The organism is Mesorhizobium sp. BR1-1-6 (assembly GCF_020165355.1).
Classification (GTDB): Bacteria; Pseudomonadota; Alphaproteobacteria; order Rhizobiales; family Rhizobiaceae; genus Mesorhizobium.
In genome coordinates, this window is sequence record NZ_JAIUHZ010000002.1 from 159,047 (window position 1) to 172,159 (window position 13,113).

The following is a 13,113-nucleotide window of genomic DNA, read 5'->3' on the forward strand; positions in this document are numbered from 1 at the left end:
GTGCCGCTCGTGACCAGCGCAATACTCGCCCTCAATGCAGGCTCGTCCAGCCTGAAGTTCGGCCTGTTCGAAGCCGGATCACAGGAGGGGCCGGTGCTCACGGTGAGCGGTGCGTGCGAAGACTTGGATGACGAGCCAAGCCTCGTCGCCAAGGACGCGTCGGGCAAATCCATCTTCAAACGCGCCGTCAAGCCCGCAAGCCCGCCCGTAGAGGTTCTCCTGCGGGACTTGTTCGATGTCCTCGATCCGTATCTTGCGCAGGCTCCGCTGAGCGCGGTCGGCCATCGCATCGTCCATGGTGGCAAGCGGTTTTCGACTCCGGTCCTGCTGACCGGCGAGATCGTCGAGGCGCTCGACGCGCTGACGCCGATGGCACCGCTCCACCAGCCGGCCGGCCTGGCGCCGGTTCGTGCGATCTCCAAACTGCTGCCCGGCCTACCCCAGATCGGTTGCTTCGACACCGCCTTTCACCGCACGCTGGAGCCGCCCGTCAACCGCTATGCGCTGCCGCGCGAGTTCGAGGAAAGCGGGATCCGCCGTTACGGCTTCCACGGCCTTTCCTACGAATTCGTCGCAGGCCAGCTGCAGGCGCTTTCGCCCGGACTCCGGGGCAAGCGTTGCGTGGTCGCGCATCTCGGCAGCGGATGCAGCCTGTGCGCCATGCGCGAAGGCAGAAGTCTCGACACCACCATGGGGTTCACCGCGCTTGACGGGTTGATGATGGCCACGCGGCCGGGCGCCATCGACCCCGGCGTGCTTCTCTACCTTCAGCAGGCGCGCGGCATGTCCGTGAAAGAGTTGGAGACCTTGCTCTATCACAAGTCCGGCCTGCTCGGCGTTTCGGGAGTGTCGGCAGATGTGCGGACATTGCTTGGCAGCAAGGATCCTCGTGCGGCGGAGGCGATCGATCTCTTCACGTTTCGGATCGCCCGCGAGATCGCGGCGATGGGAGCCACGCTCCAGGGTATCGAGGCGCTGGTGTTCACGGGAGGGATCGGAGAGCATTCCTGGCAGATCCGTGAAGCGGTTTGCGAGCGCCTGCGATGGCTGGACGTGTTGCTCGACGCGAATGCAAACCGGTCGGGAAAAGGGCGGATCACCGGCGAGGGCAGCGCAGTCGATGTTTACGCAATCGCCACTAACGAAGAATTGATCATCGCCCGCCAGGTGCTGGCGACCGTGCCGATCTGACCGCTGAACTCGGTCCGCGGCGACCCGCCGGGACCATCAGGCAGGAACCTCCGGCCTTGGGGATTGTTTATGGGCCAACCAAGAGTTGATATGGAAGGACTTCCTCATGGCAAGGGAGAATCCGGCTTCCACGGCCAGCATCGCCGGCCATCCCATCCATCCGATGCTCGTGCCCATTCCCATCGCCTGCTTCGTCGGCGCATTGCTGACGGACCTGAACTACTGGCGGACGGCGGAGATGATGTGGGCGAATTTCTCCGCCTGGCTGCTGACGGTCGGGGTGATCGTCGGCGTCCTAGCCGCCATTGCCGGCTTCACCGACTTCCTGGGCGATCGCCGGGTGCGCGCACATAAAACTGCGTGGCTGCACATGCTGGGCAATGCGCTGGCGGTCATACTCTCCTTCTTCAACATGCTCATACATACCCGTGATGCCTGGACCTCGGTCCTGCCCACAGGCCTGATCCTGTCGGCGCTGGTGGTACTCATCCTGATATTCACCGGCTGGCTGGGCTGGGCCCTTGTCTACCGCCACCACGTGGGAGTGGCCGATGAAACCGTTTGATCGATCCGGCAAGCGACGCGCTTATGGTACAGGGCTTGCGTTCCTTTGCTTTGCGACGCTCGGCGCCGCGGGCTGCAGCAACGATGCCGCCGACCCAAGCACTCAGATAGGCCCCAACCCGAATTTGCCGGAGATAAAGCAATATCTGTTCCCGCCGATGCATCTTGCATCCGTGGTCGGCTGGAAGAAGGATGAAACGCCGACGGTAGCGCAGGGCCTGCAGATCCATGCGCTGGCGACCGGGCTTCAGCATCCGCGCTCGCTCTACATCCTGCCGAACGGCGATGTGCTGGTCGTCGAATCGAAGGCCCCGCCGGAACCGCCAGCCAAACGGCCGAAGGATATCGTGATGGGCCTGATCGAATCGCTTGTCACCTCGGGCGGCGATACGGGACCGAGCAACCGCATCACCTTGCTGCGTGACAGCAATGGCGACGGCGTGCCTGACGTCCGGGATGTGTTCCTCGATCACCTGAATTCGCCCTTCGGCGTCGCCCTGGTGGGAAACGACCTCTATGTTGCCAACACCGACGCGATCATGCGCTACCCCTACAAGCCAGGCGACACCAAGATCACCGCGCCGGGTGTCAGGTTGACGGAATTGCCGGGCGGTCCGATCGATCATCATTGGACCAAAAGCCTCGTCGCCAGCCCGGACGGTTCGTTGCTCTATGTCGGCGTCGGTTCGAATAGCAACATCACCGAAAACGGCATCGGCGCGGAAAAGGATCGTGCCGCGATCTGGCAGGTGGACAGGGCCACCGGACGATCGCGCATTTTTGCCAGCGGATTGCGCAATCCGAACGGCTTGAGCTTCGAGCCGCAGACCGGAGCACTCTGGACTGTCGTCAACGAGCGCGATGAACTTGGGCCAAATCTGGTTCCAGACTACATGACATCGGTGAAGGATGGCGGCTTCTACGGCTGGCCGTACAGCTATTACGGCCAGCATGTCGATCCCCGGGTAATGCCGCAGCGCCCCGATCTGGTCGCCAAGGCGATCGTTCCCGACTATGCGCTGAGCTCGCATGTGGCACCGTTGGGCATGGCCTTCTACACCGGAACCAGCCTGCCGCAGACTTATCGAGGCGGCGCCTTTGTCGGCGAGCACGGCAGCTGGGACCGTCCCGGGCTGAATGGCTACAAAGTCGTCTTCGTGCCATTCAGCGGTGGCCGTCCGAGCGGCATGGCTCAAGACGTCGTCACAGGTTTCCTCAACGACCAGGAGGAGGCGCGTGGTCGGCCGGTCGGCGTTGCCATCGACAAAACCGGAGCGCTGCTGATCGCGGACGATGTCGGAAACACAGTGTGGCGCGTCACACCCTCGGGGTGATGATCGCTGCTTCAGGCATGTCGCTCTCCCGCCGGTCGGCATCAAGCTCGGTCCGCCTTCGTCCCTTTGGCAGGATGTCACGAAATATTACGTGAGGGAACGTCGGCGCCGAAATCTGCATTCTCCGGGGGAGACGACCGTCGTCTCGAAGTTGGATTGAAAGGAGAACTACCATGCCCAATCAAGGTGGTAGCCACGAGCAACATGTGAAGGCGGGCCAGCAGAGCCACAAGAACACGGAAAACAAGAACCGCCAGCAGCAACAGGCCGCAGGCAACAATGAGCGGCAACAGGGCGACGGCTCCAACATGCGGGGCGGCTCGCACGAACAACATGTAAGAGCGGGCCAACAGAGCCACAAAAACCGCTAGGCATTTCAGCCAGGCGCGCTGACGCTCGCTCCGTATCATGACATGAGAAAGGTCCATCCCGAGGAATCGGGATGGGCTTGTGTCTACCCCGGCTCAAGGTCAGTCCGCGGGAGCAGTGTAACGGCGGCCAATGGCCTCGGCGATGGCCGCGCGGCTCTCCTGCATGTCCGTGCCGGTATCCGTTTCTATGTCCGCCACCTCGTCGGCGAGGTTCTTGTCCTTGATCTTGCTGCGGAACCATTTCGAATAGTCGCCGGCGCGCAGGTGATGTTCCCAGGTGCGATCGTCGATGCCTTCTGCGATGTGAAGGAACATCATCAGGTTCTGCGCTTTCAGGTTAAGCGCTCCGTCCGGCCCCCGGAAATAGAAGCTGTTGTCGCCAAGGTCGCCCTCGGCATATTTGCGCATGTGCCGCTTGCGAACCTGGCGGGGCCGTTCGACCTTGACCGTCCTGATCGGCTCGCCCGATGATCGTTTCCAAAACAGGACTTCGTCCTTTGGCGGCGGCACGGCGCCGTCGGGGACGTCGATGCCGGTGGCGGCACAGAAGCTTGCGACGATCTTGTCGGCTTCCGGTCCAAGCGCCAGGACGGTTTCGACGCCAGCCAGGACGTCGCGCGAAACCAGATCGGGGTGCACGGTGATCAGGATGGTCGCGGGGAGGCTCTTGGGCAGCGCGAAAGACGCGCCGTCACGGGCTTGGGGCAAGAGATGATGCGCCTCATCGATGATCAGCCAATGCGGTCGGCCGGTGCGCGCGCGAATGCTGGCCATGTCCGGCAGCAGCTTGGCAAAATTGCCGGGCCGTTCGGCGGTCTTCAGCCCCAGCATGTTGACAGCGACATTGTTGGTTGGCTTGGACAGAAGATCGAAGACCTCACGCGAGATCGGCGGGGTCTTGGCGTCGCCAACCACCACCACATTCTCGAGTTCCTGATAGTCGCCTTCGGGGTCGAGAACGCAAAACTGAAAGCCCTTCTCGACAAAGCGCTCGGTCAACGCGGTGGCAAGCGTGGATTTGCCGATGCCGGACGTGCCGGCCAGCAGCACGCCGCCGCCATGCGGTGAAAGGTGCACCTGCGCGCCCGCTATGTCGGTTCCCACTTCCACGTGTTGGCGAGCCGTCTCCACGAAGCCGGCATCGCGCGATATGAGCTGTTCAATCAGTTCCACCACGCCGGCACCTCGAGGGCTGGCTGTGACGAAATCCGCCGTCTCCTTAACGGTCGGCAATGCGTTGGCCACGGCGACGCCGAAGCCGACGGCGCGCAGGAATGCATGGTCGTTCTCGGCATCGCCGACGCCGACGACGTTGTGGGCGGAAAACCCCAATTCCTCGAGTGCGCAGGCAAGGCCGGTGGCCTTGTTGACCCCGCTTGGCAGCACCATCACCGCGCCCTTGTTGAAGATGATCTCGAGCTCAAGTCCAAGCTCCTTGATCTCCGACAGCACGGCGGCTTCCTGTGGTTCCCAGGTGGCCACGACGCAGCGTCCGACCGACAGGGGCGCGACCCCGCGACGCTTCAGCCGGTCGACGAATTCAGCCGGAGGCGCCGGCGCCAAAAGCCGTTCCTTCTTCGAAGCGGGCGTATAGATCAACGCGCCGTTTTCGGCGACCACCCTGTCGAAGATGTCGAGTGCCGGAAAGACCCGCTCAAGATCGGCAAGCTCGCGGCCGGTCACCATGATCAGCTTGCGGCCCGTCTGCTTCAGCCGTTCGAGCGCAGCATAGGTCGCATCGGAGACGACCCCGTCTTCGGCGAGCGTGCCGTCATAGTCTGTCGCTAGGGCAAGAACATACATCCTGGATATCGTCTGCGCTTGAAACCAGACACCCCGATCGCCCGAAGGCAGCTTCGGCTGTCCGGGCTAACGATGCCGAATGGCGATGGTTCCATGCAGGGAAACGGCCCATGCAACCATATTGAAACCCAGGACTCCGCGGGTAATTTTGCCCGTCGCGCCCGATTTCCTTCAGGCCGCAACGCGACCGTGGCGGAACCAGGCAGGGTTCCCGCTGTTAACAACGCGGGCGATCAATCGGTTGCCGATGTGTGGGAGCCATGCGTGCCATGATCAACGATCCGTTGCCGGGAACTGTTCCGGCATCCCTTCCCGCGATCGACGCAAAGGCCGCCCCGACGCTCAAGAACGCCGAGGCGGAGGTGTTCTATACCGAAGCCATTCGCGAACTCGCCGCCACCGACATTCCTTTCCTTGTCGCCGGAACCTATGCGGTAAGCGCCTACACCGGCGTCATCCGTCAGACCAAGGATCTCGATATCTTCTGCAAGGCAGGCGACTTCTCGCGCATCCTGGCCCATTTCAAGCAGCTCGGCTATGCGGTCGAAATCGAGGATGACCGGTGGCTTGGGAAGGTCTTCAAGGGCACGCATTTCTTCGACATCATATTCGCCTCGGCGAATGGAACGATGCCGGTAAGTGACCAGTGGATGGAGCATGCCCGCCAAACCGAACTGCTGGGAAGCCGGGTGAGGATCGTCGGCCCGACCGAGCTCATATGGTCCAAATGCTTCATCCAGGACCGAGGGCGTCATGACGGGGCGGACATCGCCCATACGATCCTCAAGGCGCAGGACCAGATCGACTGGCACAGGCTGCTGTCCTACCTGGAAGTCCACTGGGAAGTGCTGCTGATGCAGATTCTCAGTTTCAGATGGATCTATCCGAGCGAGCGCGACCGCATCCCCACATGGCTGCTTGACGAACTGCTCGACCGCCTTGCCAAGCAGCGCCAATTGCCTTCCCCCAGAATGAAGATCTGCCGCGGGCGCCTGCTTTCGCAGACCGATTACGAAATCGACGTCAAGGAATGGGGCTTCGCCGGCGTCGGCGGTACAGGAGAATTTCGTGATGGCTGAACGGACCGAAGACGCTCCGGCGATGGAGGGCACCGCCACGATCAAGGTGGCGGCCGTTGGCGACCTGCATGTGAAGGAGGACGCCCAGACATCGTATCGCGATCTCTTCGGCGAAATGTCGCGCGAGGCCGATATCCTCGTTCTTCCAGGCGATCTGACCAATCTGGGCAAGCCCCGCGAAGCCGAGATCCTCGCCGAAGACCTGCGCGCCTGCTCTATCCCGGTGGTCGGCGTGCTCGGCAACCATGATTATGAATCCGGTGCGGTCGAGGACGTCGCGGAAATCCTGCGTCAAGCGGGCGTCCATCTCCTCGACGGGCAGACGACCGAAATAGAGGAGGTCGGTTTTGTCGGCGTGAAAGGGTTCGTCGGGGGGTTCGGTTCACGCATGCTCGGCTCCTTCGGCGAGCCGGCCATCAAGTCGATGGTCGCCGAGAGCGTCAGCGAGGCCATGCGGCTTGAGAACGCGATGCGCCAGGTTCGCGCAAAACGCACGCTTGTCATTTTGCACTACGCTCCGATCGTCGAGACCATCGCCGGCGAACCCCTGGAGATATTTCCGTTTCTGGGCTCGTCGCGGCTGGCGGAAACGATCGACCGGTTCCAGGTCAGTGCTGTCGTGCACGGCCATGCGCATCGGGGAAGCTATGAGGGCCGCACGCCCGGCGGGGCGAGGGTCTACAACGTCGCCATGCACGTTTCCAAACCGACCGGCCGACCCTATGCCTTGCTTGAAATCTGACGGAGTCGGACGCCGTCCCGACGGTCAGCTTACCGCTTTGATAGATTTTGCCAGTTCTTCGAGCTTGTGCGGATCGTTGCCGTGACGGCGCACGAGCTCGCGCGCCTGATTGGACGGCAGATCGGCTGTCGCCACCAGTTGCCGGACCTGTTCACTGTCGACCACGACTTGGGGCAAGTTGCTGCCGTAAATTCTCTCGTCACCAGCCATCGTCTTTCTCCTCGATCGATGCCGAGACAACGGATTGGAAAACCGTCCGGTTCCGAAAGACGGGGCTGAAGTCGACCGGCGGATCCGATCGGCAGCGCGCCGTCTCGATCCGTGGCGGCAAGGCCGGAGGCGACCGCGAATTGGCGATGGAACAAATGACGCCGGCCAGGAGTTGCGTCCCGAATGAAGGGAGGTGATTCCGATGCCAAACCCAGGAAAACCAGATCCCAATCGCGACGTGCCGATGCCGGCGCCGACCTGGAAGCCCGAACCGATCGAGGAGCCTGATCCGGAACAACTCCCGGACGAGACGCCTCTGCCCAATCCCGACGAGAACGAAGAATCGCCGATGCATGCCGGGAGCCGCGTCGTCTGAACGTGCGACGCATGAGATCCCGATCCCGTGGCAATGGAACCTCTTGGGCCGGCGCCATTGTCCCTCCATCGTGTTTCCATCACAGCAACGGCAAGGGGCGCTTCAACCAAAGGAGAACATCATGAAAGTTGGCAACTGCATGACGCAAGGCGTTCAGGTCGCCAGTCCGGACCAGACCCTGCGGGAGGCCGCCGCCGCCATGGCCAGCCTCGATGCCGGCGCTCTGCCCGTAGGCGAGGACGACCGGCTGGTCGGAATGATCACTGATCGCGACATCGCCGTCCGTGGCGTCGCCCAGGGTAGGGGCCCGGATACCCGGATACGCGAGGTGATGAGTGCCGAGATCAGGTACTGTTACGACGACGAGGAGATCGAAGACGTGCTCCAGCAGATGGGGGACCTTCAGGTTAGGCGGCTGCCGGTGATCAGCCGTGAAAAACGGCTGGTTGGCATCATCTCGCTTGGCGATCTCACGAAAAACGGCGAGGCAGCACGAGCCGGCGAAGCGCTGAACGGCATCTCACAGGCAGGCGGCGCGCATTCGCAGACGGCACACTGACCATCGATGACATTGCGAGAGCGCTGCCCGCGTCCCGCGGGCGGCGACGGCGGCTCAGCGATCGATCTCTCCAAAGACGATGTCGAGGGAGCCGATGATCGCCGAGACGTCGGCGATCATGTGCCCCCGGGACAGATAGTCCATCGCCTGCAGATGTGCGAAGGACGGCGCGCGAATCTTGCACCGGTAAGGAACATTGCCCCCATCCGAAACCAGATAGACGCCGAACTCGCCTTTCGGCGCCTCGACGGCGGCATAGACCTCGCCCTCGGGCACGTGATGGCCTTCCGTGTAAAGCTTGAAATGGTGAATGGTCGCTTCCATGGAGCGTTTCATCTCCGCGCGGCGTGGCGGCGTGATCTTCCGGTTAGGAATTGCGACCGGTCCTTGGCCTTGCGGCGACCGTAGCTTGTCAAGACATTGCCTCATGATCCGGACCGACTGGCGCATCTCCTCCATTCGTACGAGGTAGCGGTCATAGCAGTCGCCGTTCTTGCCGATGGGAATATCGAAATCCATCTGCGGGTAGCATTCGTAAGGCTGCGCCTTGCGCAAATCCCATGCCGCGCCCGACCCACGCACCATTACGCCCGAAAATCCCCAAGCCCAGGCATCGTCGAGACCGATGACGCCGACGTCGACATTGCGCTGCTTGAATATGCGGTTTTCGGTGAGCAGTTCTTCGAGATTGTCGCAGACCTTGAGGAACGGATCGCAGAAATCCCAGATATCGTCCAATAGGTCCGGAGGAAGATCCTGATGTACGCCGCCGATCCTGAAATAGTTGGCATGCATGCGGGCGCCCGATGCCCGTTCATAAAACACCATCAGTTTCTCGCGTTCGGCGAAACCCCAGAGCGGCGGCGTGAGGGCGCCGATATCCATCGCCTGCGTGGTGACATTGAGCAGATGGGACAGCAGCCGGCCGATCTCGCAATACAGCACGCGAATGAGCTGGCCGCGCTGTGGAGCCGAGATCCCGAGCAGCTTCTCCGCCGCCAGGCAGAAGGCGTGCTCCTGATTCATCGGCGCCACATAGTCAAGCCTGTCGAAATAGGGCAGGGCCTGTAGGTAGTTCTTGTACTCGATCAACTTCTCCGTGCCCCGATGCAGCAGCCCGATATGCGGATCGACGCGTTCGACGACTTCGCCGTCGAGTTCGAGCACCAGCCGCAGGACGCCATGCGCCGCAGGGTGCTGCGGCCCGAAGTTTATCGTGAAATTGCGGACCGTCGCGTCAGCCATGACGCCCTCCTTCGACCGTTGCCGCCTGGCACCGGGAATGGGACATCCGCCGAAGCACCGGGTTCTGCCCCACGCCGTCAGGTCGTGGTCTGGATGATCAGCGTCAGCGTGCCGTCGCCGTCAATGTTGGCCGCCACCACTTCGGAGGCGTCAAGCCCATTCGCGGCCAGGACCGAGGAAGCTTCCGGCGATGCGCTGACCGAACGCTGCAGGACGTGAAGGTCTTCCTGGCTGGTCTGGGCAACCACGGTCTCGACCTTGGCCTTGAGGTCGGGTGGCAAGTCCGCCAATGCGACGATGGCTATGTTGGTGAATGTCTGTCCGGTGATGCCCTGGTCGGGGCCGGTCTGACCTGGCACGGCTTCCGGTGCCGGTGCGTCCGGGGGAAGGGGTGCGTTTTGGGACTGAGCATGGGCAGGCCAAGCCAGAGTGAGTGCCGCCAGGATGATGATTGCCTTGTTCATGATATCTTCCTTCCTTGTTCGAGGAGGGTCGATCGGGATGACGCGCGACAGGGACAGCAAGGCATCGCCTCGAACAGTGTTGCGTGTTCAAAGCGCGAAGTCCGGATTTGTTCCGGCTCCGATCGAATCCAAGGCAGGGACGAGGACGCATCGCTGCCCTGCCTATGGTCGGGGACCTTTATCGCTGATCGCGTCAAACCGTTCGATGTCGTAGCGCGGACTGATCCGCGCCAGTATCTCGACGGAGGGTTTGGCCGCGTCGGGCTGTTTCCAGCTCAGCTCGAAGGAGAATACGAACCGGCCGCGCTCGATGTCGTGCTGCATTCCGAGAAAGCGCCAGCGATAGCCCAGCGGTTGAACCAGCGCGTCGAGGTCAGGCGGAACGCCGTTCGCCGACGAGATCGCCAGGATCGCATGATGGGTTCGTGGGACCCACAGATCGACCTGCTTCAGCACCTGAAGCGTTATCAACGTCAAAACCGTCCCCGCTGTGCCAAGTGCCAGTTGTCCGCCGCCGAAGGCGAGGCCGATTGCGGTCATGACCCACAAGGTGGCGGCCGTGGTGACACCTGTCACGAAGTCGCCGCGGCGGAGAATGGCTCCGCCGCCAATGAAGCCGACGCCCGTCAGCACGCCCAGCGGAAAACGCAGCACGTCCATCACACTGAACGAATCGGGGCCCTTGCCGCCCACCTCGAGCAGGATATTGGCCTGCATCATCGCGATCGCGGCCGCCAGGCCGACCAGGATGGTTGTTCTGAGCCCGGCGGTGTGGCCGCGGGCTTCCCTGTTCATTCCGATGATCACGCCGGCAACAAAAGCAAGAGCCAGGCGCAGGGCTAGGTCGGTCAAGGTTGGATGAAGCGGCATGGTCATAGCGGGGACGACTCACGCAACGGGCTCGTTCTCCAACACCGCGGAGCGTTCGATGGTTCCCTAGGTGGAAGGTGAAGCTTCTTGTCGGGTTCAGGCAACCCACGACGTCCCGCTGCGTTTGGCACAGAACGCACTCGGGAGATCTTTCCATGCCGCTCACCGCCTTTGCGCTCAATTGCACCTTGAAGGCCTCCGACGACGCCGAGAAATCGTCCACGGACCGCCTGCTGGCGGATCTGCTGGCGGCAATGGTGCCGCATGGGGTCCGCGGCGAGATTGTTCGCGCCCTCGACCATGACGTCAAACCCGGCGTGCTGTCGGACATGGGCGAGGGAGACGGTTGGCCGCAGCTCCGCAGGAAGATCCTCGACGCCGACATCTTCGTGCTGGGCCTGCCCATCTGGCTCGGCCAGCCGTCGAGTGTCGCCAAGCGCATCCTGGAGCGCATGGATGCGTTTCTATCGGAGACCGACAAACAAGGCCGGATGCCGGCCGCCGGCAAGGTCGCGATCGTGGCGATCGTCGGCAATGAAGACGGCGCTCACGCCTGTCACGCGGCGTGCTTTCAGGCGCTAAACGACGTCGGCTTCACGATTCCTGCCAATGGCGGCGTGTATTGGGTTGGGCAGGCTATGGGCGACGTCAACTATGTCGACCTGCCCGGAACGCCGAAAGCCGTGGTCGAGATGATCGAAATGACGGCTTCGAATGCGGCCCATCTGGCCAGCGTGCTGAAGGAAAGGCAGTATCCCGGCGTCGGAAAGTGAAGAGATTTTCGTGACGCACGGAGTGCCCGTGTCGGCGCCCTTGGGGTCAGGGCTCGTCAAAAGGCCCGGCTCGCCTGGCCAGATCGCGCGATATGGCACCTTCCTCTTCGTCATCGGGCAATGCCTCGTCGCTGTTCTGGTAGGCGTTGTCATCGTCCTCCTCCGGCAGGTCGCCTTCCTTCTCGACGTCGACGACGGCGTCGACATTGTCGGACACCTTGTCTGGAAGAACCCTGCCGCCCTTGATTGCATCCCAGTCCGCCTGCTGGATTGCCGGGGCTTCAGTTTCGTCCCGTTGTTCGGATCGTTGCTTCTTGCGCGGTTCCATCTCATGTCTCCGATATGAACGGGTGCCTCATGTGGCCCCTTTGTCGCCAGTTGCGTCGCTTTCCGCCGCCAGAACTCGGCTATCCTGATGGATCGTGGAATCGGAAAGGCTAACGGATAACCGCCGACCCGGCCCGTTGTTCCTCTCAGTGGGATCGGTTGGTGTTCCGCCTTGGGCCTGGGATGCAGCATCGCGGGGTAGCCGCCGCATTCGCGCAACCAATCCCGCATTACCTCGTTTTGCCTTTGAGACCGGCCCTTGAACTTTACCAATTGGAAATCTCAGAGACACTCAAATGAACCCTTCAGCCGAGCCCCGATCACCGTCGGGAAACAATCTCCATATTCAGCCTTTCCATGGAACGGTGACTGTCAGATTCTCCGACGCCATCATCGCCTCCACCGAACATGCGCTGCAGGTCCAGGAAACGGGGAGGGATCCTGTGTTCTACATCCCGTTCCAGGACATCTATTTCGACCTGCTCGAGAAAACCGATACCACCTCGATATCGCCAAAAGGCACTGCGAGCTATTGGCGCGTGCATGCCGTTGGCGGATCGGCGGATGATTTCATGTGGGCGTATGAAGAGCCCGAGGCGCCTGTCCGGGTGCTTGCTCGCCACGCCGCCTTCGATCCCGGCAAGGCTCGCATAGACGCCGATCCCGCTGAAGACGAGCGCCACACGCCTCACATAGTGGAATAGCAGGACAGCGGCAGGATTTATCCAAGGGAACCGATTCCATTGGGTTGTCGTGCGATGACACCGGGCCCAGGTCGCCTTCACGCTGCGCGGTCTTCGTCGAGAATGCGCAGGCCCTCTTCAAATTTCGCGAGGGGAATCCCGGCCCGCCGCGCTTGCCACAGGTTGTCGGCCAGATCCGCACGCTTGACCGGCCGCGCCAGGGGATTTGACGCAGCCCGGCGCACGAAAGCGATTTCATTCTCGCCAGGCCTCTTCGTCAGCGCATCGACCGCAGCGACAATCGAGGGACCAAACCCCGCCGATTTCAGCCTTGTCCTTGTCCAGCCTTCCCCTTTTTCGAGGACGTCATGCAGATAAGCCACGATCTTCTGGTCAAGGGTTTCGACCGTGTCGACCACGCGCCTGCAGTGTTCGATATAGGGTTGCCCGGTCTTGTCGGTCTGCGATCGATGCGCGTCCTCGGCAATCTTGGCCGCGCGGTAGAGCATGCTCATTGCCAGC

The 13,113-nt window shown here is 62.1% G+C and carries 17 protein-coding genes; 10 read left to right on the forward strand and 7 right to left on the reverse strand.

Annotation, left to right across the window (positions count from 1 at the left end; translation table 11 throughout):
- Positions 1 to 9: 9 nt before the first annotated feature.
- The 4 genes from LB545_RS05945 (at position 10) to LB545_RS05960 (ending at position 3,460) form a co-directional block, all read left to right on the forward strand.
- Entirely contained in the window at positions 10 to 1,191 is a 1,182-nt protein-coding gene (locus LB545_RS05945) for an acetate/propionate family kinase (protein ID WP_140584375.1), read from the forward strand.
- A 106-nt stretch (positions 1,192 to 1,297) separates the two neighbouring features.
- A complete protein-coding gene (locus LB545_RS05950; protein ID WP_140496157.1) occupies positions 1,298 to 1,756 on the forward strand; it encodes a DUF2231 domain-containing protein in 459 nt (152 codons plus the stop codon).
- Positions 1,743 to 3,089, forward strand: a complete 1,347-nt coding sequence (locus tag LB545_RS05955) for a PQQ-dependent sugar dehydrogenase (protein WP_140556675.1) — start codon at positions 1,743 to 1,745, stop codon at positions 3,087 to 3,089. The genes LB545_RS05950 and LB545_RS05955 overlap by 14 nt, the downstream gene beginning before the upstream one ends.
- 173 nt (positions 3,090 to 3,262) lie before the next feature.
- Positions 3,263 to 3,460 carry a hypothetical protein gene (locus LB545_RS05960; protein WP_140496155.1) on the forward strand — a complete coding sequence of 66 codons (198 nt, stop codon included), beginning with the start codon at positions 3,263 to 3,265 and terminating at the stop codon, positions 3,458 to 3,460.
- 99 nt (positions 3,461 to 3,559) lie between these two features.
- Here LB545_RS05960 and LB545_RS05965 read toward each other — a convergent pair whose 3' ends face one another.
- A complete protein-coding gene (locus LB545_RS05965) occupies positions 3,560 to 5,263 on the reverse strand; it encodes an HAD family hydrolase (protein ID WP_224704644.1) in 1,704 nt (567 codons plus the stop codon).
- A 269-nt stretch (positions 5,264 to 5,532) separates the two neighbouring features.
- Between LB545_RS05965 and LB545_RS05970 the strand changes: the two genes are divergently transcribed.
- Both LB545_RS05970 and LB545_RS05975 read left to right on the forward strand, forming a co-directional pair.
- Positions 5,533 to 6,342 (forward strand): nucleotidyltransferase family protein, encoded by an 810-nt coding sequence (locus tag LB545_RS05970; RefSeq protein WP_140496153.1) that lies wholly within the window; start codon positions 5,533 to 5,535, stop codon positions 6,340 to 6,342.
- Positions 6,335 to 7,084, forward strand: coding sequence for a metallophosphoesterase (locus LB545_RS05975; protein ID WP_140496152.1), 750 nt, complete (start codon positions 6,335 to 6,337; stop codon positions 7,082 to 7,084). The genes LB545_RS05970 and LB545_RS05975 overlap by 8 nt, the downstream gene beginning before the upstream one ends.
- A 24-nt stretch (positions 7,085 to 7,108) precedes the next feature.
- Here the strand turns inward: LB545_RS05975 and LB545_RS05980 are convergent, their stop codons facing one another.
- The gene (locus tag LB545_RS05980; RefSeq protein WP_224704646.1) at positions 7,109 to 7,294 is read right to left on the reverse strand and encodes a hypothetical protein; all 186 of its coding nucleotides are present in this window, start codon (positions 7,292 to 7,294) and stop codon (positions 7,109 to 7,111) included.
- Positions 7,295 to 7,496: 202 nt separating this feature from the next.
- Here LB545_RS05980 and LB545_RS05985 point away from each other — a divergent pair, with 202 nt between their 5' ends.
- A complete protein-coding gene (locus LB545_RS05985; RefSeq protein ID WP_140496150.1) occupies positions 7,497 to 7,670 on the forward strand; it encodes a hypothetical protein in 174 nt (57 codons plus the stop codon).
- A 121-nt stretch (positions 7,671 to 7,791) separates the two neighbouring features.
- Positions 7,792 to 8,229 (forward strand): CBS domain-containing protein, encoded by a 438-nt coding sequence (locus LB545_RS05990; RefSeq protein WP_140496149.1) that lies wholly within the window; start codon positions 7,792 to 7,794, stop codon positions 8,227 to 8,229.
- Positions 8,230 to 8,283: 54 nt separating this feature from the next.
- Here the strand turns inward: LB545_RS05990 and LB545_RS05995 are convergent, their stop codons facing one another.
- From LB545_RS05995 to LB545_RS06005, 3 genes are all read right to left on the reverse strand, one after another.
- The gene (locus LB545_RS05995) at positions 8,284 to 9,474 is read right to left on the reverse strand and encodes an NADH-quinone oxidoreductase subunit D (RefSeq protein ID WP_140556680.1); all 1,191 of its coding nucleotides are present in this window, start codon (positions 9,472 to 9,474) and stop codon (positions 8,284 to 8,286) included.
- Between the two features lie 77 nt (positions 9,475 to 9,551).
- On the reverse strand, positions 9,552 to 9,938 hold the full coding sequence (locus LB545_RS06000; RefSeq protein ID WP_140897318.1) for a hypothetical protein: 387 nt from the start codon (positions 9,936 to 9,938) through the stop codon (positions 9,552 to 9,554).
- 162 nt (positions 9,939 to 10,100) lie between these two features.
- A complete protein-coding gene (locus tag LB545_RS06005; RefSeq protein ID WP_224618017.1) occupies positions 10,101 to 10,814 on the reverse strand; it encodes an MgtC/SapB family protein in 714 nt (237 codons plus the stop codon).
- 149 nt (positions 10,815 to 10,963) lie between these two features.
- Here LB545_RS06005 and LB545_RS06010 point away from each other — a divergent pair, with 149 nt between their 5' ends.
- Positions 10,964 to 11,581, forward strand: coding sequence for a flavodoxin family protein (locus tag LB545_RS06010; RefSeq protein WP_140671484.1), 618 nt, complete (start codon positions 10,964 to 10,966; stop codon positions 11,579 to 11,581).
- 46 nt (positions 11,582 to 11,627) lie between these two features.
- Here the strand turns inward: LB545_RS06010 and LB545_RS06015 are convergent, their stop codons facing one another.
- Entirely contained in the window at positions 11,628 to 11,909 is a 282-nt protein-coding gene (locus LB545_RS06015) for a hypothetical protein (RefSeq protein ID WP_140496145.1), read from the reverse strand.
- Between the two features lie 364 nt (positions 11,910 to 12,273).
- Between LB545_RS06015 and LB545_RS06020 the strand changes: the two genes are divergently transcribed.
- Positions 12,274 to 12,612, forward strand: coding sequence for a DUF427 domain-containing protein (locus LB545_RS06020; protein WP_318012459.1), 339 nt, complete (start codon positions 12,274 to 12,276; stop codon positions 12,610 to 12,612).
- 77 nt (positions 12,613 to 12,689) lie between these two features.
- On the opposite strand, the gene LB545_RS06025 is transcribed toward LB545_RS06020, so the two are convergent.
- Positions 12,690 to 13,106 (reverse strand): HD domain-containing protein, encoded by a 417-nt coding sequence (locus LB545_RS06025; protein ID WP_140513578.1) that lies wholly within the window; start codon positions 13,104 to 13,106, stop codon positions 12,690 to 12,692.
- Positions 13,107 to 13,113 lie beyond the last annotated feature (7 nt).

Excerpts from the sequence above, each read along its gene's own strand:
- LB545_RS05950 (WP_140496157.1), top strand. The coding sequence starts at position 1,298 with ATGGCAAGGGAGAATCCGGCTTCCACGGCCAGCATCGCCGGCCATCCC.
- LB545_RS05955 (WP_140556675.1), top strand. The coding sequence starts at position 1,743 with ATGAAACCGTTTGATCGATCCGGCAAGCGACGCGCTTATGGTACAGGG.
- LB545_RS05960 (WP_140496155.1), top strand. The coding sequence starts at position 3,263 with ATGCCCAATCAAGGTGGTAGCCACGAGCAACATGTGAAGGCGGGCCAG.
- LB545_RS05965 (WP_224704644.1), bottom strand. The coding sequence starts at position 5,263 with ATGTATGTTCTTGCCCTAGCGACAGACTATGACGGCACGCTCGCCGAA.
- LB545_RS05970 (WP_140496153.1), top strand. The coding sequence starts at position 5,533 with ATGATCAACGATCCGTTGCCGGGAACTGTTCCGGCATCCCTTCCCGCG.
- LB545_RS05975 (WP_140496152.1), top strand. The coding sequence starts at position 6,335 with ATGGCTGAACGGACCGAAGACGCTCCGGCGATGGAGGGCACCGCCACG.
- LB545_RS05980 (WP_224704646.1), bottom strand. The coding sequence starts at position 7,294 with ATGGCTGGTGACGAGAGAATTTACGGCAGCAACTTGCCCCAAGTCGTG.
- LB545_RS05985 (WP_140496150.1), top strand. The coding sequence starts at position 7,497 with ATGCCAAACCCAGGAAAACCAGATCCCAATCGCGACGTGCCGATGCCG.
- LB545_RS05990 (WP_140496149.1), top strand. The coding sequence starts at position 7,792 with ATGAAAGTTGGCAACTGCATGACGCAAGGCGTTCAGGTCGCCAGTCCG.
- LB545_RS05995 (WP_140556680.1), bottom strand. The coding sequence starts at position 9,474 with ATGGCTGACGCGACGGTCCGCAATTTCACGATAAACTTCGGGCCGCAG.
- LB545_RS06000 (WP_140897318.1), bottom strand. The coding sequence starts at position 9,938 with ATGAACAAGGCAATCATCATCCTGGCGGCACTCACTCTGGCTTGGCCT.
- LB545_RS06005 (WP_224618017.1), bottom strand. The coding sequence starts at position 10,814 with ATGACCATGCCGCTTCATCCAACCTTGACCGACCTAGCCCTGCGCCTG.
- LB545_RS06010 (WP_140671484.1), top strand. The coding sequence starts at position 10,964 with ATGCCGCTCACCGCCTTTGCGCTCAATTGCACCTTGAAGGCCTCCGAC.
- LB545_RS06015 (WP_140496145.1), bottom strand. The coding sequence starts at position 11,909 with ATGGAACCGCGCAAGAAGCAACGATCCGAACAACGGGACGAAACTGAA.
- LB545_RS06025 (WP_140513578.1), bottom strand. The coding sequence starts at position 13,106 with ATGAGCATGCTCTACCGCGCGGCCAAGATTGCCGAGGACGCGCATCGA.